The 19,457-nt window shown below is 72.2% G+C and carries 15 protein-coding genes and 2 pseudogenes; 14 read left to right on the top strand and 3 right to left on the bottom strand.

From position 1 onward, the window contains the following. Window positions 1–108 precede the first annotated feature (108 nt). Together ACIBLC_RS03935 and ACIBLC_RS03930 are read left to right on the top strand one after the other, a co-directional pair. Window positions 109–1,179 (top strand): ATP-dependent DNA ligase, encoded by a 1,071-nt coding sequence (locus tag ACIBLC_RS03935; protein WP_399209027.1) that lies wholly within the window; start codon window positions 109–111, stop codon window positions 1,177–1,179. A gap of 170 nt (window positions 1,180–1,349) precedes the next feature. Beyond that, window positions 1,350–2,354 carry a DUF3048 domain-containing protein gene (locus ACIBLC_RS03930; protein WP_399209026.1) on the top strand — a complete coding sequence of 335 codons (1,005 nt, stop codon included), beginning with the start codon at window positions 1,350–1,352 and terminating at the stop codon, window positions 2,352–2,354. 424 nt (window positions 2,355–2,778) lie between these two features. On the opposite strand, the pseudogene ACIBLC_RS03925 reads toward ACIBLC_RS03930, so the two are convergent. Beyond that, window positions 2,779–3,240 (bottom strand): annotated as a pseudogene (locus ACIBLC_RS03925) (MarR family winged helix-turn-helix transcriptional regulator); the annotation flags it as partial. 250 nt (window positions 3,241–3,490) lie between these two features. Here ACIBLC_RS03925 and ACIBLC_RS03920 point away from each other — a divergent pair. From ACIBLC_RS03920 to pcaD, 7 genes are read left to right on the top strand one after another with little or no spacing between them, the layout of a single operon-like run. Then, window positions 3,491–4,273: a CoA transferase subunit A gene (locus ACIBLC_RS03920; RefSeq protein ID WP_399209025.1), complete on the top strand. Its 783-nt coding sequence runs from the start codon at window positions 3,491–3,493 to the stop codon at window positions 4,271–4,273. Further along, window positions 4,273–4,932, top strand: a complete 660-nt coding sequence (locus ACIBLC_RS03915; protein ID WP_399209024.1) for a CoA transferase subunit B — start codon at window positions 4,273–4,275, stop codon at window positions 4,930–4,932. The genes ACIBLC_RS03920 and ACIBLC_RS03915 overlap by 1 nt, the downstream gene beginning before the upstream one ends. After that, a complete protein-coding gene (locus ACIBLC_RS03910) occupies window positions 4,929–6,131 on the top strand; it encodes a thiolase family protein (protein ID WP_399209023.1) in 1,203 nt (400 codons plus the stop codon). Before ACIBLC_RS03915 ends, ACIBLC_RS03910 begins: the two co-directional genes overlap by 4 nt. A 10-nt stretch (window positions 6,132–6,141) precedes the next feature. Beyond that, the gene (gene pcaH, locus ACIBLC_RS03905; protein ID WP_399209022.1) at window positions 6,142–6,912 is read left to right on the top strand and encodes a protocatechuate 3,4-dioxygenase subunit beta; all 771 of its coding nucleotides are present in this window, start codon (window positions 6,142–6,144) and stop codon (window positions 6,910–6,912) included. A 2-nt stretch (window positions 6,913–6,914) separates the two neighbouring features. Continuing rightward, window positions 6,915–7,478 (top strand): protocatechuate 3,4-dioxygenase subunit alpha, encoded by a 564-nt coding sequence (pcaG, locus tag ACIBLC_RS03900; protein ID WP_399209021.1) that lies wholly within the window; start codon window positions 6,915–6,917, stop codon window positions 7,476–7,478. Next, on the top strand, window positions 7,475–8,803 hold the full coding sequence (gene pcaB, locus ACIBLC_RS03895) for a 3-carboxy-cis,cis-muconate cycloisomerase (RefSeq protein WP_399209020.1): 1,329 nt from the start codon (window positions 7,475–7,477) through the stop codon (window positions 8,801–8,803). The genes pcaG and pcaB overlap by 4 nt, the downstream gene beginning before the upstream one ends. After that, window positions 8,800–9,954 (top strand): 3-oxoadipate enol-lactonase, encoded by a 1,155-nt coding sequence (gene pcaD, locus ACIBLC_RS03890; protein ID WP_399209019.1) that lies wholly within the window; start codon window positions 8,800–8,802, stop codon window positions 9,952–9,954. Before pcaB ends, pcaD begins: the two co-directional genes overlap by 4 nt. 48 nt (window positions 9,955–10,002) lie before the next feature. Here the strand turns inward: pcaD and ACIBLC_RS03885 are convergent, their stop codons facing one another. Then, window positions 10,003–12,672, bottom strand: coding sequence for an ATP-binding protein (locus ACIBLC_RS03885; RefSeq protein ID WP_399209017.1), 2,670 nt, complete (start codon window positions 12,670–12,672; stop codon window positions 10,003–10,005). Between the two features lie 258 nt (window positions 12,673–12,930). Here ACIBLC_RS03885 and ACIBLC_RS03880 point away from each other — a divergent pair. From ACIBLC_RS03880 to ACIBLC_RS03870, 3 genes and pseudogenes are all read left to right on the top strand, one after another. Next, window positions 12,931–14,278: pseudogene (locus ACIBLC_RS03880) on the top strand (MFS transporter). 4 nt (window positions 14,279–14,282) lie between these two features. Continuing rightward, a complete protein-coding gene (locus ACIBLC_RS03875) occupies window positions 14,283–15,458 on the top strand; it encodes an anhydro-N-acetylmuramic acid kinase (RefSeq protein ID WP_399209016.1) in 1,176 nt (391 codons plus the stop codon). Between the two features lie 73 nt (window positions 15,459–15,531). Further along, the gene (locus tag ACIBLC_RS03870; protein WP_399209015.1) at window positions 15,532–16,506 is read left to right on the top strand and encodes a DUF2510 domain-containing protein; all 975 of its coding nucleotides are present in this window, start codon (window positions 15,532–15,534) and stop codon (window positions 16,504–16,506) included. Window positions 16,507–16,725: 219 nt separating this feature from the next. Here the strand turns inward: ACIBLC_RS03870 and ACIBLC_RS03865 are convergent, their stop codons facing one another. Continuing rightward, window positions 16,726–17,340, bottom strand: coding sequence for a TetR/AcrR family transcriptional regulator C-terminal ligand-binding domain-containing protein (locus ACIBLC_RS03865; protein ID WP_399209014.1), 615 nt, complete (start codon window positions 17,338–17,340; stop codon window positions 16,726–16,728). Between the two features lie 251 nt (window positions 17,341–17,591). Here ACIBLC_RS03865 and ACIBLC_RS03860 point away from each other — a divergent pair, with 251 nt between their 5' ends. Both ACIBLC_RS03860 and ACIBLC_RS03855 read left to right on the top strand, forming a co-directional pair. Beyond that, complete coding sequence (locus ACIBLC_RS03860; protein ID WP_399209013.1) at window positions 17,592–18,464, top strand: phosphatase PAP2 family protein; 873 nt, start codon at window positions 17,592–17,594, stop codon at window positions 18,462–18,464. Next, entirely contained in the window at window positions 18,461–19,411 is a 951-nt protein-coding gene (locus ACIBLC_RS03855) for a hypothetical protein (protein ID WP_399209012.1), read from the top strand. Before ACIBLC_RS03860 ends, ACIBLC_RS03855 begins: the two co-directional genes overlap by 4 nt. Window positions 19,412–19,457: the final 46 nt, after the last annotated feature.

Genomic DNA, 19,457 nt, shown 5'->3' with positions numbered 1-19,457 from the left:
TGTCTCACAGACCATGCGAAGCGGAGGGGACTACAGACCTCTGACCTAGGGATCTGTGGACGGTATAGACGCCGAGAAAGGTCCAGATACGGCCGGTATGGTCGAACCATGGACCTGCCGGTGATGCCACCCGTGAAGCCGATGCTCGCCAAGTCCGTGGCGAGGATCCCGCCCGACATGCACTACGAGGCGAAGTGGGACGGCTTCCGGGCGATCGTGTACCGCGACGGCGACGAGGTCGAGATCGGCAGTCGCACCGGCAAGACTCTGACCAGGTACTTCCCCGAGCTGGTGGAGGCGCTGCGGGAGCGGCTGCCGGCGCGCTGCGTGATGGACGGCGAGATCGTGATCGCGAGGGGCGGGCGGCTCGACTTCGACGCGCTCACGGAGCGGATCCATCCGGCGGACTCGCGGGTGCGGACGCTGGCGGAGCGGACGCCCGCCTCCTTCGTGGCCTTCGACCTGCTGGCGCTGGCCGACAGGGCGCTGCTCGACGTGGAGCTGGGCGACCGGCGCGCGCTGCTGGTGATGGCGCTGTCCGGCGCCACCGCTCCGGTGCATGTCGCCCCGGCGACGACGGACATCGACGTGGCGCGCCAGTGGTTCGAGCAGTACGAGGGCGCCGGCCTGGACGGGGTGATCGCCAAGCCGCTCGATCTGCTGTACCGGCCGGACGAGCGCGCCATGTTCAAGATCAAGCACGAGCGGACGGCGGATGTCGTCGTCGCCGGTTACCGCTTCCACAAGAGCGGGCCGATCGTCGGTTCGCTGCTGCTGGGGCTGCACGACGAGCAGGGGACCCTCCAGCACGTGGGGGTGAGCGCCGCGTTCACGATGAAACGGCGCGCGGAGCTGGTGGAGGAGCTGGAGCCGCTACGACTGGAGGATGTCCGGGAGCATCCGTGGGCGGCGTGGGCGGACGAGTCGGCGCACGAGACGGCACGGCTGCCGGGCGCGCCCAGCCGGTGGTCGTCCAAGAAGGACCTCTCCTGGGTGCCACTGCGGCCCGAACGGGTGGCCGAGGTGGCGTACGACCATATGGAGAACGGCGTACGGTTCCGCCACACGGCCCGCTTCCGGCGCTGGCGCCCGGACCGCACCGCCGAGAGCTGTACCTACGGCCAGCTCGAGGAGCCGGTGGGGTACGACCTCGCGGAGATCTTCGGCCCGCAGGACTGACCGCCCGGAACCCTCACCACTCCGGCAGCTCCCTCCGCTCCACCACCTCCGAGGCTTCTCGCTGAGCCGATCGGCCCACTGAGCGCGCTTGATCAGAACCGAACGGGTATGTCCCCCGTTGAACTGATAAGCGCACAATCAATGACACGGGACAGGGTGGCACGGTGGGCATGCGACAGATGGCGCGGATGCGGCGCGGCGCGATGACGGCGGCGCTGCTGGCCGCCGCGGTGACGGGCTCCCTGATGACGGGCTGCACCGTGGGCGGCGGGGTCGACGACGGGCGCGGGCACAGCCCGGGCGCGAGCCCCAGCGCGACGCGGACGGACGTGGCGGGGCCGACGCCGCGCCCCGCCAGTGCCGGTTCGGTGCTGGCCGTGAAGATCGACAACGTGCGCGACGCCCGCCCCCAGACGGGTCTGGAAGCGGCGGACATCGTGTACGCGGAGCAGGTCGAGGGCGGTCTCAGCCGGCTGATGGCGGTCTACGCGACCAAGCTGCCCAAGGTCGTCGGCCCGGTGCGCAGCGCGCGCGAGTCGGACCTCGAACTGCTCCGCCAGTTCGACGAGCCGACCCTCGCCTTCTCGGGGGCGCAGCACAGGCTGCTGCCGCTGATCGACGAGGCGCCGCTGCACGCGCACCCGCCGGGCGAGGAGTCCGACGACGCCTACTACCGGGGCGACCAGAAGCCCTCGCCGCACAACCTCTACCTGCGCCCCCGGCAACTGGTCGCGAAGGCGCCGGGCGCCGCCGCCCTCACCACGGGCTTCCGCTTCGGCCCGGCACCGGCGGGCGGCAGCCGGGAGGCCTCGCGGACCGTGCGCTTCCCCTCGGCCACCTTCACGTTCACCTGGTCGGCGAGCCGGGCGGGCTGGCTGGTGGACATGGACGGCACGCGGACCGTGACGACGGACGCCAGGACGGTGGCTCCCCCGACGGTCGTCGTGCAGTACGTGAAGATCCGCGAGTCCAGGTTCCACGACGTCCTCGGCAACAACACGCCGTTCACGGAGACGGTCGGCTCGGGGACGGCGAAGGTGCTGCGCGACGGCCGCGTCTTCGAGGCGAACTGGGAGCGTCCCGGCGCCGCGGACGGCACGGAGTTCACGACGCCGAACGGCGCGCCGATGAACTTCGCGAAGGGCCAGGTGTGGGTGGTGTTCGCGAAGGCGTGACCGGCGGGCCACGCGAGTCGCCGGCACCGGAGCGGGCCCGCTCGGTGACCGGCGGACCGCGTCGGCGCGACACGGAGTACGCACTACCGACGGTACCGAGTCAGGCGCGACACGGAGTCCGCACTACCGGCCGTACCGAGTCAGGCGCGGCACAGGGCCGGAGCTGCCGACAGACGCGTCAGACACGGCGCGGAAACCGGTACCCCCGACCGGCGGACCTCGACAGACACGGCGCGGAGACCGGTCCCACCGGCGGACCTAGTCAAGCGCGGCGCGGGGACCGGTGCCAGCGGTGGACCGCGTCGGATCCGGCGCGGGAGGTCCGCGCTACCGGCGGACCTCGTCAGGCGCGGCGCGGAGACCGGTACCGCCGGCTGACCGGCGCCGGGCGCGTCGGCGGCGTCGGCGTCGGCGCGACCGCCTGGCCCTGGGTGACCAGCGGGTCCGACGGGTTGCGGAGTCCTTCCGCCGCGTCCGAGACCCGTTGGATGAGGTCGAAGAACACGGTCTGCTCGGCGGCGGAGAGCGGGGCCAGGAAGATCTGGTTCATCCGGGCGGTGCGGACGGTCAGCTTCTTGTGCGTCCGCGTCCCCTCGTCGGTGAGGCGCAGCAGGAAGCGGCGGCCGTCCTGCGGGTCACGGACCTTGTCGAGCAGGCCGCGACGTCCGAGCCGGCTGATGACCTCGGCGATGGTGGACCGGTCGAGGCCCACCCGCTCCCCCACGGTGCGCTGGTCCATGCCCGGCTCCGCGACGAGCGCGTTCAGTACCGCGAACTGCGGGGAGGTGATCTCCTCGGAGACCATCGTGTTCCACAACAGGTAGTGCGCCTGCTGCAGCCTCCGGGCCAGGTGCCCGGGGTGGGTGGCGAGATCCACCGCGGTCATGTGCGCTCCTCGGCTCGGCCCGGACAACGCCGTGTGGGCGCCGTTCAGAGGATCGAATTCGTTGGTGCACTGAACAATACCCACTCGCACCGCCCCCTGTCTCGCCCCGTTCCAAGACTCCCACCTGCTTGTTTATCCGGGGTCTTGACGGCGGGGGGTCGGGGTGGCAGCGTGTCGGAAACCTCGAAGAAATAATCAGTGCCCTGACTAATTGAGGCACTGGACCCTCGCGAGAGATGGGGCTTCCCGGATGGACAAGGTGGTCGCCACAGCCGCCGAGGCGGTGGCCGATGTACCGGACGGCGCGACTCTCGCGGTCGGCGGTTTCGGCCTCAGCGGCGTACCGAACGTGCTGATCGAGGCCCTGTACGAGCGCGGTGTCGCCGGGCTCGGCGTGGTCTCCAACAACTGCGGGGCGATGGAGTCCGGCCTCGCGGTGCTCCTCGCGGCCGGCCGGATCGCCCGTGTCACTGGCTCGTACATCGGCGCGAACAAGGAGTTCGCCCGCCAGTACCTGGCCGGTGAGCTGGAGGTCGAGATGATCCCGCAGGGCACGCTCGCCGAGCGGCTGCGCGCGGGCGGCGCGGGCATCCCCGCGTTCTACACCCCGGCCGGAGTCGGCACCCAGGTCGCCGACGGCGGACTGCCCTGGCGGTACGACGGCCAGGGCGGCGTGGCGCTCTCCTCACCGCCCAAGGAGGTGCGGGAGTTCGACGGCACCGAGTACGTCCTCGAGCTCGGGATCCGCACCGACTTCGCGCTCGTACGGGCCGCCCGGGGCGACCGGCACGGGAATCTGGTCTTCAACAAGTCCACCCGCAACTTCAACCCCCTCTCCGCCATGGCCGGCCGCGTCACGATCGCGGAGGTGGAGGAGCTCGTGGAGCCCGGAGAGATCGACCCGGACGCGGTGCATCTGCCGGGCATCTTCGTGCAGCGCGTCGTCGCCCTCACTCCCGAGCAGGCGCGGGCCAAGATGATCGAGCAGCGGACGGTTTCGGCGTCCGCGGCGGACCAGGAGGTGAGCGGCTGATGGCCTGGACACGTGAGCAGATGGCGGCCCGCGCCGCCCGGGAGCTGGCGGACGGCCAGTACGTGAATCTCGGCATCGGCCTGCCGACCCTGATCCCCAACTACCTCCCGCCGGGCGTCGAAGTGATCCTGGAGTCGGAGAACGGCATCCTGGGGACCGGCCCGTACCCGACCGAGGACCAGGTCGATCCCGACCTGATCAACGCCGGCAAGGAGACCGTCACGGTCCTGCCCGGCGCCTCGTACTTCGACTCCGCACTGTCCTTCGGGATGATCCGCGGCGGGCACATCGACGTCGCCGTGCTCGGAGCCATGCAGGTCTCCGCCGGCGGCGACCTCGCCAACTGGGCCATCCCCGGCAAGCTGATCACCGGCATCGGCGGGGCGATGGACCTCGTGCACGGTGCCCGCACGGTCATCGTCGTCATGACGCACACCGCCAAGGACGGCTCCCCCAAGATCCTGGACGAGTGCGCGCTGCCGCTCACCGGCAAGGCGTGCGTGAACCGGATCATCACCGATCTCGGTGTTCTCGACGTCACCGCCGAAGGGCTGGTGCTGGTCGAGACCGCGCCCAGGGTCGACGTCGAGGAGATCGCCGCCAAGACCGCCGCGAAGTTCCGCGTCGCGGAAGAACCCGCCGAGGAGATCCAGTCGTGAAGGACGTCTACATCGTCGATGCCGTTCGGACCCCGGTCGGCAGGTACAACGGTTCGCTGGCCGCCGTCCGCCCGGACGACCTGGCCGCGCACGCCATCCGTGAACTCCTCGCCCGTACACCGGACTTGGATCCTTCCCGGATCGAGGACGTCTACTTCGGCAACGCCAACGGCGCCGGCGAGGAGAACCGCAACGTGGGCCGGATGGCCGCGCTGCTGGCCGGTCTGCCCACCTCCGTGCCCGGCGTCACCGTCAACCGGCTCTGCGCGTCCGGGCTCGAAGCCGTCATCCAGGCCGCGCGGGCCATCGCGGTCGGCGACGCCTCCATCGCCCTGGCCGGCGGGGTCGAGTCGATGACCCGCGCCCCCTACGTCCTGCCCAAGAACGACAAGCCCTTCCCCGCCGGGCACGCCGAGCTGTACTCCACCACCCTCGGCTGGCGCATGGTCAACCCGCGGATGGACCCGCAGTGGACCGTCCCGCTCGGCGAGTCGGCCGAACTCATCGCCGAGAAGCACAAGATCACGCGGACGCAGCAGGACGAGTTCGCGCTCGCCAGCCACCAGAAGGCGGCGCGCGCGCAGGCGGACGGTCTGTTCGACGCGGAGATCGCTCCCGTCTCCGTCCCGCAGCGCAAGGGCGAGCCGGTCCTCTTCGCCGCCGACGAGTCCGTGCGTGCCTCGGCGTCCCTCGAAGCCATGGCCGGGCTCAAGCCGTCCTTCCGCACCGAGAACGGCACGGTGACGGCGGGCAACGCCTCACCGCTCAACGACGGCGCCGCCGCGCTGCTCCTAGTGGACGAGGAGGGCCTGAAGGCCACCGGCCGCGAGCCCCTCGCCCGGGTGTCGGCGACCGGCGTCTCCGCGATCGATCCGCACTACTTCGGCCTCGCCCCCGTCGAGGCCGTCAACCGCGCACTGGCCAAGGCGGGCAGGACATTTGACGACCTGTCGACTCTGGAGCTGAACGAGGCCTTCGCCGCGCAGGTGCTCGGCTGTGTGGCCGAGTGGCCCGAGTTCGACCCGGCGATCCTCAACCCGCGGGGCGGCGCCATCGCCCTCGGCCACCCCCTCGGCGCCTCCGGAGCCCGCCTCGCGGGCACGGTCGCCCACCAGCTCAAGGCCGCCGGTTCCGGCACCGGCGTCGCCACCCTCTGCATCGGCGTGGGCCAGGGCCTCGCCCTCGTGCTCGAACGATAGGAAGTCGGCCATGACTCTCACCCAGTCGGACATCGACCTCGAGATCAAGGACCGCCAGGACGCGTACGACAAGGCGGTCGCCGGCGGCGGCCAGGTCCTGCACCACGCGCAGCGCGACTACCCCCCGTACCGCAGCTCGGTGCTGCGCCACCCCAAGCAGCCGCTGGTCGCCGTGAGCGGCGGCGACCCGGAGACGGTCGAGCTGTCGGGTCCGGTCTTCGGCGTCACCGACATCACCGAGATCGACAACGACCTCACCCGCCACCACCGGGGCGAGCCGATCGGCGAGCGGATGACCGTCTCGGGCCGGCTGCTCGACCGCGACGGGCGGCCGGTGCGCGGTCAGCTCGTCGAGGTCTGGCAGGCCAACGCGGCCGGCCGCTACGCCCACCTCCGCGAGCAGCACCCGGCGCCGCTCGACCCCAACTTCACCGGTGTGGGGCGGACCCTGACGGATGATCAGGGCCGATACGCGTTCACCACGATCAAACCGGGCCCCTACCCCTGGGGCAACCACGCCAACGCGTGGCGGCCCGCGCACATCCACTTCTCGGTCTTCGGCACGGCGTTCACCCAGCGGCTGGTGACCCAGATGTACTTCCCGAGCGACCCGCTGTTCCCCTACGACCCGATCCTGAACTCCGTGACGGACACCGCGGCCCGCAGCCGGCTGATCGCCGCCTACCGGCACGATCTCTCGGCGCCCGAGTTCTCGCTCGGCTACGCGTGGGACATCGTCCTGGACGGTCCCTCCGCCACCTGGATCGAGGAAGGCCGTTGAGCATGACCGAGCGGTTGCTCCCCACCCCGTCCCACACGATCGGCCCCTTCTACGGGCACGCGCTGCCCTTCCCCGAGGGCGGGCGGATCGCGCCGCCGGGCCACCCCGACACGATCACCCTGCACGGATACGTGCTCGACGGTGCCGGTGAGCCGATCCCCGACGCCCTGCTGGACTTCTGGCAGGCGGCGCCCGACGGCTCCCTCAAGGGCGCCCCGGGCTCGATGCGCCGCGACCCGTCCACGGGCGGCTTCCTCGGCCGCACCGGCACGGACTTCACCGGTTTCGGGCGGGTGCCCACCGACGCCGACGGGCACTACGCGCTCTCGACCCTGCCGCCGGGCGGCCCCGGGCATCCGTACATCAGCGTGTGCGTGTTCGCCCGCGGCCTGACGAACCACCTCTTCACCCGCGCGTACCTCGGTGACGGCACCGACCCGCTGCTCGACGCGCTCCCGGCCGACCGGCGCGCCACGCTGATCGCGGCCGAGGGGACGAACCGGACGTACCGTTTCGACATCCGCCTTCAGGGCGAAGGCGAAACGGTCTTCCTGGAGTTCCAGTGACATTCGGTACGTCCGAAGCCCTGCTCGCCCCCGGGTGGGCGGGCTCCCCGGCGGCAGCCGCGACTAGCGACACCGCGTATCTGCGGGCGCTGCTCGACGCGGAGGCCGCGCTGACCCGCGCCCAGGCGTCGCTGGGGCTGGCGCCGGCGGAGGCGGCCACGGCGGTGGACGCTGCCGCCGACCTCGCCGGCTTCGACGTCGGGTCGCTCGCACTGCGCGCCCGTGACGGCGGCAATCCGGTGATCCCGCTGGTCGCGGACCTGACGAAGGCGGTCGGCGACGAGTACGGGGCGTACGTCCACCGGGGCGCGACGAGCCAGGACATCATGGACTCGGCCACCATGCTGGTCGCCGCCCGCACGCTGGATCTGGTCGTGGACGAACTCGACCGTACGGCGCGGGCGTTGGCCCGGCTCGCGGCGGAGCACCGGAACACGGTCATGCCGGGCAGGACGCTGACGCAGCACGCGGTGCCGACGACCTTCGGGCTGAAGGCGGCGGGATGGCGGTCGCTGGTGCTGGACGCCAGGGACCGGGTTTCGGCCGTACGGGCCACGCTGCCCGCCCAACTGGGCGGCGCCGCAGGGACCTTGGCGGCGTTCACCGCGTTCGGCGCACCGGACCCGCAGGCTCTCACCGCGGCCTACGCCCGTGAACTCGGACTCGCCGAGACCGTGTTGCCCTGGCACACCCTGCGTACCCCGGTCGGCGATCTGGCCGGTGCGCTGGCCTTCACCGCGGGGGCGCTGGGCAAGACCGCGGTGGACGTGCTCACCCTCGCCCGTACCGAGATCGCGGAGCTCGCCGAGGCTTCGGGCGGCGGTTCGTCCGCGATGCCGCACAAGGCCAACCCCGTACGGGCCACCCTCGTAGCGGCCGCCGCCCGGCGCGCGCCGCAGCTCGCGGCCACGCTGTACGGGTCGATGGCGGCCGAGGACGAGCGCCCGGCCGGGGCCTGGCACGCCGAGTGGGAGCCGTTGCGGGAGCTGCTGCGGCTGGTCGGCGGGGCGGCCCGGGACGCCGCGGAACTGGCCGAGGGGCTGCGGGTGCGTGCCGACGCGATGCGTGAGCATCTCGGTCTCACCCATGGGCTGATCGTCTCCGAGCGGCTGGCCGCCGCGCTCGCTCCCGTGCTCGGGCGGGCCCGGGCCAAGGAGTTGCTGACGGCCGCCGCGAAACGGGCGGTCACCGAGAACCGGCCGCTCCTGGAGCTGCTCCGTGCGGAGCCGGAGCTCAAGGATCTCGACCTCGTGGACCTCACCGATCCCGCCCGCTACACGGGCTCCGCCGGAGCCCTCACCGACCGTGCTCTGGAGCGACGTTGACCACCCAGCCGACCTTTCCCACCGGCAAGCTGCCGCACCACCGCGCCGAGGGGCCGGTCACCGCTCCCCCGCTGCTGCTCGGGCCCTCGCTCGGCACGTCGACCGCGCTGTGGGACAAGGTCGCCCCCGAACTGTCCGTGACACACCGGGTGATCCGCTGGGACCTGCCGGGGCACGGCGGTTCTCCGGCGGACCTGATCGGGCCCGGCGCCACCGTCGCCGATCTGGCCGCGCTGGTCCTGGCCCTCGCCGACTCGCTCGGAATCGGCGAGTTCGCCTACGCGGGCGTCTCGTTGGGCGGTGCGGTGGGTCTGCACCTGGCCGTGCACCACCCGGAACGGGTGTCGTCCCTGGCTGTCATCTGTTCCTCGGCCCACTTCAACGGTTCCCGGCCGTGGGAGGAGCGGGCGGCGGCCGTTCGCCGCGAGGGTCTCGGCGCGCTCGCGGACGGCGCGACCTCCCGTTGGTTCACCCCCGGTTTCACCGTGCCGGAGCTCATCGAGGACCACCGGACCGCCGACCCGGAGGGGTACGCCGCCTGTTGCGACGCGCTCGCCGTGTTCGACATCCGCGACCGGCTGTCCTCCATCGGCGCACCGACCCTGCTGATCGCGGGCCGCGAGGATCCGGCGACACCGCCCGCGCATCTGCGGGAGATCGCGGACGCGGTGCCCGGCGCCACGCTCACCGAGATCGCCGGGGCCTCGCACCTGGCGCCGGCCGAACGCCCCGAAGCCGTACTCACGGCGCTGCGCGGGCACTTCGACGGGTACGCGCCACGCGGCATGCAAGCACGGCGCCAGGTACTCGGCGACACCCACGTGGACCGCGCACAGGCCCGCCAGACGCCCTTCACCGCACGCTTCCAGGACTTCATCTCCCGCTACGCCTGGGGTGAGATCTGGACGGACCCGACACTCGCCCGCCGTGAGCGCAGCATGATCACGCTCACCGCGCTGGTGGCGCACGGCCACTACGACGAACTCGCCATGCACATCCGCGCCGCCCGCCGCAACGGACTGACCCCCGAGGAGATCGGCGCGGTGCTGCTCCAGACCGCCGTGTACTGCGGTGTCCCGGCGGCCAACTCGGCGTTCGCGGTGGCCCAGCGCGTGCTGGCCGAGGAGGACGGGACGGACGCGGAGGACTAGGGGGTGCCGTTCGGACCAGCCCGGGTCCGAGCTGGTCCGAACGACCCCCTAGAAGCCGCCCAGCGCCCGCTCCGCCTGTGCCACCACTCCGTCGGCACCGCACGAACGGGCCAGCGTCAGGCCCTTGTTGAGCTCGGACACCGACCGGGAGACGATGCCGTACTCGACGCGGGCCGCCGCGTGTTCGTACTGGCAGGGAGAGGCCTCCAGATAGGCGACCGCCTGGGCGGCGAGCCGTACCGCGCGCTGGCCCGACTCCAGGGCCGCCGCGCAGCGCAGGGCCTCACCGATGGCCGTGTCCGTGCCGAAACGCTCGGCCTGGCGGCGGGCGTCGGCGGCCAGCGCGGCGGCGCGTGCCGGGTCCTCCGTGGCGAGGGCGCGGGCGAGGTCCACCGCCCAGGGAGCGAGCACCGTGTTGTGGTGACCGCGGGTGGCGGCGGCCTTCTCGGCTGCCTCCAGTTCGTTGATGCCCTCTTTCGTGCGGCCGGCGGCGAGCAGCAGACGGCCGCGTACGGAGCGGGTGTCGGGGAGGACGATCGTGGAGGGGTACGGCGGTGCGAAGCCGTACTGGTCGGCGATCTCCTCGGCCTCGACCACGTGACCGCGGGCGAGCAGCGTGTCGATGAGCCCGCACGTCGCCGACCAGTACAGGGGCAGCCCGCGCCCGACGCGTTCGGCGAGACGCAGTGATTCGCGCTGGTAGGTCTCCGCGTCGGCGAGGCGGCCCCGTCTGCGGTGTGCGAGACCGACGTAGGCGTTGGCCAGGGCAAGGTGCCCGCCGCTCCAGCCGGCCTTCGTGTAGGCGTGCAGGGCCTCGCTGAAGAGGCTCTCGGCGCGGTCGAGCCGGTCTGCGTAGGCGTACGCGCTGCCCAGCATCAGAAGGAGTTCGATGCCCCACTCCGTGTCGGTCCAGCCGAGCCCTGGTGCGAGGCGGCCGTTCACGAGGGCGCGGTCGCAGAGTTCCGCGACCTCCTCGGCGCTCTCGCCGCGGGTCATCGCGTCGAAGCCGCGCAGTATGAGCAGCGCGCGCTCGGAGTTGTCGCGGCCGGTGCAGGTCCCGACGAGTTCGGCGAGACCGCTTGAGCGTCCCGGGGTCTGCTCCTCGCCGGCGTGGATGCCCTCCCACATGTAGTGCACGGCTTGGAGCCGCATGCGGGCGGGGCCCTCGTCGAGCCGCGCGGCCTCGGTGTCGACGGTGCGGACGGCCTCTTCCAGCTGGTTGTTGTGCAGGAGCGCCTGGGAGAGGCGGAAGACCGCGTCCACGCGCAGGTCGCCTTCGAGGCCGGTCCTGTCGAGCGCGGCCCGCAGATGGCGGATCGTCGTGGCGGGCGCGGTCAGGAGGGTGGCGCAGCCCAGTTCGTAGAGGACGCGTGCGTGGACGTCGGGAAGCGGGGGTTCGGCCAGTGCGCGCTCCAAACAGCGCCTCGCGGCGTCGGGCGCGCCGACGGCGAGGTGTTCGCGGGCGGCCTCGCGCATCTGCTCGACGAGTTCGGGGTCGTCGTCCGGGTGCACTTCGAGGAGGTGCCGGGAGGCGGCCGCGGCACCGCGTCCGGAGTCGGTGACCGCCCACGCGGCCTGGCCGTGCATCGCGGTGCGCAGGGCGTCCGGGATCGAGCGGTAGACGGCGCTGGCGATGAGCGGATGCACGAACTCCAGGTCACCTTCGCCCACCCGGCCGTTCACGGGCTCGGTCCTGGTCAGGATGCGGGCGGAGCCGAGCACTTGGGCGCAGTCCCGCGCCTCCTCGACGGGCATTCCGGCGAGGTGGGCCGCGAGGTCGAGGGAGATTCCGGTGCCGAGGATCGCGGCAGCCCAGGCGAACCGGGTGGCGTCGATGCCGAGTCCTTCGAGGCGGGCGACGAGTCCGCGCCCGCGGGCCGAGCGGTTCAGGGCGCGCAGTTCGGCGGCCGACGCCTCGACCGGGTCGAGGCCGCTGTCCTGCACCTTGGCGAGCAGTTCGACGGTCTCGTACGGGTTGCCGCCGGTGACCGCCCACACCTCGCGGCAGAACGGGGCGTCCGCGTGCTCGCCGATCGTGGCGCGGGTCAGCCCTTCGGCCGCCGCCGGGGTGAGTGCGCTCAGGTTGGTGATCGGGCGGCCCGCGGCGGCGATGGTGTCGAGGTGGGCCGCGCTCACGCCGCTCAGCCCGCCCGGGCGGCGGGCCACCACGACGAGGACGGACAGGTCGTCCAGGCGCTCGGCGAACGCGGCCAGCCAGCGCAGGGTCTCCTGGTCGGCCCAGTGCGCGTCGTCGATGAGGAGCACGAGCGGCCACTCACGCTTGGCGAGCCGCCGCACGGCCGCGACCAGCCCGTCGCAGACACCCTGCGGGTCGGGCTGCCGGTCGCCCGGTTCCGTTATGCCGAGCGCGGGCCCCGCGATGTCGTACCAGTCGCCCAGGTATTCGCGCGCCTCCTCGGGCAGCAGCGACACCAGGACGGGTTGCAGGAGCTGCCGTACGACGTTGAAGGGGACGGAGGTGACGGTCTCGCCGCCCCGTGCCGACCACACCGCGCAGCCGGCGCTTTCCGCGATCCGGCGTGCCTCCGCGAGGAGCGCGGTCTTGCCGAGGCCCGCGTCACCGCTGAACACCAGCAGGCTTCCCGACAAGGCGGAGTCGGCGCGCAGGGCTCCGATCGCCCGTTCGAGCGTGGCGACTTCCTCGTCGCGCTCCCACAGGGGAGCCGAGGCAGCCGCTCCTGGCCGTGCCTCCGTCATCCCGCTACCTCCCCAGGTCGCCCAAACGACGTACAAGCAACGAGCCTAGCCCTCCTGAAGCCGCCATGTCGGCGGGTACGGGGAGCTGTTGCCGAGACGGGTGACAGCGGGGTTCCGGAGGCGACGCGCCGTGCTCCCACCTGCCGGAGTGAAAGTTATTGACAGCCAACTCCCCACGAACTGAAACTAACTTTCCAACATCGGCTTCCGCCGCCGACCGGGTCCGACCCGGCCCGGCACTCCCCGGGAGGATCCGGCATGAGCGCCCCCGCGCACGACTCCGACCTGCGCGCCTCCCCTCCTCGGCAGTCCCGCAGAGCCCTGGCGGCCGGCTCGGTGGGCAACTTCATCGAGTGGTACGAGTTCGGGGTCTACGGTTACTTCGCGACCGTCATCGCGGCGCGGTTCTTCACTCCGGAGGGCGGCAGCGAGGTCGAGGGGCTGGTGAAGACGTATGCGTCCTTCGCACTCGCGTTCTTCTTCCGGCCCGTGGGTGCCGCGCTGTTCGGACGGCTCGGCGACCGCATCGGGCGGCGTCCGGTACTGATCCTGGTGATCGTCCTGATGACGGCCGCCACGACCCTGATCGGCCTGCTGCCCACGTACGCCACCGTCGGCGCCCTCGCCCCATGGCTGCTCACCTTCCTCCGGGTGCTCCAGGGGCTCTCCGCGGGCGGTGAGTTCGGGGGCGCGGTCTCGGTGATGACGGAGTTCGCGCCGCCGTGCCGGCGCGGTCTCGGTGATGACGGAGTTCGCGCCGCCGTGCCGGCGCGGTCTCTACGGGTCCTGGCAGTCGTTCACGGTGGCGCTCGGGCTGCTGGCCGGAGCGGGGGTGGCGGCGCTGCTGGCCACGGTGCTGAGCGCACACCAGCTGGAGGACTGGGGCTGGCGGCTCCCCTTCCTGCTGACCCTGCCGCTCGGCCTCGGAGCGCTGTGGCTGCGGATGCGGCTGGACGAGACGCCCGCCTTCCAGGAGGAGCGACAACAGGAACGGGAGCGAGTGCGGCCCAGCGCGAGGGAGTTGGTCTGGGCGATCACGCTCGGCGCCGGGCGCGTCATGGGCTGGGCGGCGGCCGGCTACACCTTCCTCGTCGTACTCCCCGCGTATCTCCAGAGCAGCCTGAACGCCACCTTCCAGCAAGCGCTGCTGGCCACCGTCGTCGCCAACCTCGGCTTCGCGGTCACGATCATCCCGGCGGGCCTGCTCAGCGACCGGATCGGCCGGCGCCCGGTGATGCTCACCGGGGCCGTCCTGGTCACCGTGCTGGCGGTGCCACTGCTCAACGTCCTCCAGGACAGCGGGACTTCGGCGGCGGTGAAGGGTGCCGCCGTGTTCCTGGCCGGTGCCGTGGTCGGTTTGATGGCCGGCCCCGGCCCCGCGATGCTCTCCGAGATGTTCCCCACCAGCGTCCGCTACACCGGCCTGGGACTCGCCTACGCCCTGTCCAATGCGGTGTTCTCGGGGTGCGCGGGGCTCATCATCACCGAGACGATCAAACGGACGGGGAGCGTGGACATCCCCGCGTACTACGCTGCGGCGGCCTGTGCCGTCAGCGTCCTCGCGCTGACCACGCTGCCCAAGGGACAACAGGGACAAGGGAGTTGAGAGCGTGCGGGTGATCGGCCTGATGTCCGGCACGTCGTACGACGCCATCGACGCGGCGGCCGCCGACCTGACCCTCGACGAGGAGACCCTCGTACTGCGGCCGCTCGGGCTCGTCAGTGAGCCGTACACCCCCGAAGTGCGCGAGACACTGGCGGCGGCAATGCCCCCGGCCGCGACCGGCCTGGCCGAGGTGTGCCGGCTGGACACCCGGATCGGACAGGCCTTCGCGGCGGCAGCGGTCCGGGCCGACCGCGAACTGTGCGACGGGAAGGCCGAGTTGGTCGCCTCGCACGGACAGACCGTCTACCACTGGGTGACGGACGGCCAGGTGCACGGGTCGCTCCAGCTCGGCCAGCCGGCCTGGATCGCCGAGGCGACGGGGCTGCCCGTGGTCGCCGACTTCCGCTCGCGTGACATCGCAGCCGGAGGACAGGGCGCTCCCCTGGTCAGCCTGTTCGACCTGCTGTGGCTGCGCGGCAGGCCGGGGACACCGGTGGCGCTGAACCTCGGCGGGATCGCCAACCTCACCGCGCCGGACGGCACCGCCTTCGACACGGGACCCGCGTGCGCGCTGCTGGACGCGGCGGCGCGGGGCTTCAGCGGTGGCCGTCTCGACCACGACGTGGACGGCGCCCTCGCCGCCCGCGGTACCGTCCACGGCCCGCTGCTGACCCGCCTGCTCGCCGAGCCGTACTACGGGCTGCCCGCGCCCAGGACGACCGGCAAGGAGCTGTTCCATCTCGGCTATCTGCGCGACGCGCTGACGGGATTCGGGACGCTGACCGCCGAGGACGTCATCGCGACGCTCACCGCGCTCACCGCCCGCACGGTGGCCGACGCCGTACGCACGGTCGGGGCCACCGAGGTGGTCGCCTCCGGCGGCGGCACCCGCAATCCGGCGCTCATGGCGATGCTCGGCGCCGAGCTCCCCGGCGTCACCCTGCACACCTCCGACGCACTGGGCCTGCCCTCGGCCGCCAAGGAGGCGTACGCCTTCGCCGTGCTCGGGTTTCTGACCCTGCACGGGCTCGCGGGCACCGACCCGGTGAGCACCGGCGCCCGGCATCCCAGCGTGCTCGGGTCGGTCACCCCGGGACGGAACGGTCTGGGACTGCCGCCGCGGGCCGATCGGGCACCTCTGCGGCTCGTCCTGAAACGAACTCCGACGACGAACCCCTGAAACGAGCTCCTGAAATGAACCTTGTCCGCCCCCTCTCATCCGTCTTTCACCCGGGCCTCATACGGTGGGCACCATGACGCAGGTGACTCCTCCCGGCTGGTATCCCGACCCCGGGCAGACAGATGACAGTCCCGCCGCCGAGCGCTGGTGGGACGGCAGGTCCTGGACGGACCAGACGCGCCCCGTCGGGTCGGCCGCCGCATGGGGTCCCCCGGCGTACCCGCCGGCCGACGGACCGTATCCGGCCTATCCGCCAGGTCCGCCAGGTCCGCCGCGGCGCGGGCTGCGCACGGGCATAGCCGTCGCCGTGGCGATCGCGGTCCTCGCCGGCATCGGGGGTGGGGTGTACGCGCTGACCAAGGACGACGGCGCGAGCGACGACACCGCCAACTCCCGGGGCCCCGGCGGGCTCCAGGGCGGTCCGTCCGGTGCCCCCAGCGGCGGTCCCGGTGGTGGTTCGGGCGGCGGCTCCGGCGGCCAGACGCCGGCGCCGGGCCAGTCCGGGCAGCCGCAGACCGAGGACGGTTTCGCCGCCGACGCGGTCAACGGCATCAGCATCCCGGTGCCCGACGGCTGGACCGGCTCGTCCATCTCGGTGGGCGCCGCGGTGACCTCGGACGACTCGTACAAGTGCCCCGGCGACACCACGGCGACCTGCACCGCAGGCGGGCTGTACTCCGCCCCGGCGCTGGCGCTCGAGCTGAAGGCCACCACGGCCGAGGCGGCGGCGAAGGAGGACATCTCCAAGAACGCCGAGGAGTCCTACGGCGGCAAGTCCTACGGCGAGATCACCTCGCACGAGGTACTCGCCTCCAAGGCGGTCACGGTGGCCGGGCAGAAGGGCTACCTGGTCCGCTGGAAGGCCGTCACCAGCAAGGGCGAGGACGGCTATGTCGAGTCGCTCGCCTTCCCCTCCCCGCTCAGCACCGGACAGCTCGTCGTGATCCGCTTCGGCGTCGACGCCAGCCAGAAGCAGGACGTGATCGACGAGATCACCAAGGGCATCAAGGCGGGGTCCGGAACCGGCGGCAGCGGACAGGGCGTCTAGGACCCGTCCGGCCGGGTCCTGGGAGCTGCTGGTCCGGATCAGCCCGTCCGCGACGTCCGGCGGATCGCGCCCGGACAAGGAACGGAAAGTGTTCGGCCGGGTGGGGTGCCCCTCCGCTCAAGAGGAACCCCACCCGGCCGGGGTTTCGCGCCGCCCCCGTCCCCACGGTGCGGCGCGAGCAGGCCGACGTCCGGTCATCCCGCGGACGGCGGCCTGGTCTCAGGTCAGGCCAAGGGCCGGAATAACGACCGCCTCCACGAACTGTGTGAGATACGCCGCATCCGCGTACCGCCCCTCCAGCACGGGCCGGACTCGCATGACGCCGATGACCTGTGCCGGAATGAACTCCAGCGCCGGGTGATCCGCGCGGACCTCACCCCGCTCGACCGCGCGCTCGATCATCTCCTTGAGTGAGGCGACCTCGGGCTCGATGAGCGCTTCGCGCAGCGCCTGCTGGAGCTCCTTGTCCGCCATCACCGTGTGGCCGAGCGCCTGGAGCAGCTGCGTGTCCCGGCCGGACCACTCACCCGCGGCGTGCGCCGCCGCGCGGAGGTCTCCGGCGAGCGAGCCGGTGTCGATGCCCATGAACCGGGGGCAGCGGTTGGCGCGCAGCGCCGCCGCCACGAACTGGGGCTTCGTCTTCCACTGCCGGTAGAGCGTGGACTTGCTGCAGCGGGTGCTCGCCGCCACGCCCTCCATGGTGAACGCGTCGTAGCCGCATTCACGGAGCTGTTCGATCACGGCGTCGTAGAACTCCTGCTCACGCTCGGGCGTGATTTTGGAGCGGCGCGAGGCGATGACCGTCTCCGGTCCCTCCGCGGCCTGCGACGTCATGCTCTCTCCTCGCTCGATCGGTTGTGCACATCCGGTTCCGCACGGCTGGGAATAGATCGATCCGGTGGTCCGCTTCACACAGTCTAAGCGATACGCCAGTGTACCGATACGGCGGCGTATCGGTACACTGGCGTATCGATGAGCCTTGGACAGGACCCACTCCTCCGTCGAGTGGACAGGCACGGAGTGGACCTTGTCCTGGGCTCACCACGCACCACCCCACGCAAGACCGTCAGCAAGGGGGCCGGGGGATGGATTCCCGATCCGAGCCTGCAGAAGCCCAGACCGAACCGAAGACCGATGCGACCGTAGGCCGGGCCGCGCCCCGTGACACGGCGGCGCGCCCGCCGGACGACACCGCCGCACGCCCGCCGCTGCTGCGCGAGCTGCTGCTCGTCGTGGGACTCTTCCTCGTCTACAAGATCGGCCGGCAGCTGGCCGCCGGTCACACCGGCGAGGCCTTCCGCAACGCGGACCGCGTGTGGGACTGGGAGCGCGCCCTCCGCCTGCCCGGCGAGGGCGCCGTACAGGGCGCGCTGCTGCACAGCGACACCCTCGTGCACGTGGCGAACACCTACTACGCGACCGTCCACTTCCCGGCCACGGTGGCCTTCCTCGTCTGGCTGTACCTGAAGCGTCCGGCGCACTACGTGTGGGCGCGCCGGGTCCTCGCGGTGGTCACCGGCGCCGCCCTGGTGGGGCACCTCTTCTTCCCGCTGGCACCGCCCCGTCTGCTGAAGGCGGCGGGTCTCGTGGACACCGGGCAGGCTTACGGCCCCACGGTGTACGGGGCCCATCCCGCGACCGACGCGGTGGCGAACCAGTTCGCGGCGATGCCCTCGCTGCACTTCGGCTGGGCCCTGATGGTCGCGATAGGCCTGATCGTCGCGACCCGCTCCCGGTGGCGCTGGCTGTGGCTGCTGCATCCGCTGGTCACCCTGCTGGTGATCGTCGGTACGGCGAACCACTACTGGCTCGACGCGATCGTGGCGGCCGCGCTGCTCGGGATCGCCCTCGCGGTGATCCACCTGCCGCACCGGACCACGACAACGGCGGGGCGCACCCAAGAACGTGCCGACGACTCCGTACGGGACATACCCGAGCTCGTGGGAGCCGGCCGATGAACGCCACTCTCGTCGCCGTCGTCCTGTCGCTGTTCTCGGCCGTCGCGTACGCCGCCGCGGCCGTGGCGCAGGAGCGGCTCGCGTCCCGCGGCTCCGGGTCGGGCGCGCTGCGGCTCCTCGGCAGCGGGGCCTGGTGGTGGTCGGTCGCGCTGAACGCGGGCGCCGCGCTGCTGCACGTCGCCGCGCTCAAGTACGGTCCGCTCACGCTGGTGCAGCCGCTCGGCGCGCTGACCCTGGTGGCCGCGGTGCCGCTGGGGGCGCGGGTCGCCGGGCGGCGGGTCAGCGCGGTCGAGTGGCGCGGAACCGCGCTCACCCTGACCGGTCTCGCCGCGCTGCTCGTCACGGCGTCGGGGCCCGCGCCCGACACCGTGCTGAGCGTGCCGCAGGCGGTGGGCGTGGCCGGTATGACCGCCGTGCTGATCGGCGCTCTCGCGCGGCGGGGCACGCGGCCGGGGCTGCGGCACGCGACCGCCTCGGGTTTCGCCTCCGGTGTCGCCTCCGCGCTCACCCAGACGGTGACGGTGGCCGCGACCGACCGCTCGGACTCGCTGCTGAGTGCCCAGGTGATCGTGGTGGCCCTGCTGGTGGCGGCCTTCGCGATGGGCGGGCTGCTCCTGTCGCAGACGGCGTACCAGGGCGGACTCGGCGCGCCGCTGGCCGTCGTGACTCTCGCCAATCCGATGGCCGCCGCGGTGATCGGCCTGTCCCTGCTCGGCGAACGCCTTCAGGGCGGCGCGGCGGGCGTGCTCCTCGCGCTGACGGGCGCGGGGATCGCGGCGTGGGGTGTGGTGACGCTGTCGCGCTCCGCGCCCGAAGTCCCGCTGCCCGCAGACATCCTCGACGAGCACCCGGTCGCCGCGGTGCTGGCTCTCAGGCCCGAGTCGGCGACGTACGAACCCTCGTTGCTGCCGCAGCAACCGAACCCGGGGCATCTCACGGCCCGGTAGAACCGCCACGGGAACGTGAGAGGGCGGCCGCGGAGTGTCCGCGGCC

It is taken from the genome of Streptomyces sp. NPDC050535, assembly GCF_044457665.1.
Taxonomy (GTDB): Bacteria; Actinomycetota; Actinomycetes; order Streptomycetales; family Streptomycetaceae; genus Streptomyces.
This window is presented reverse-complemented; position numbering and strand designations above follow the sequence as displayed.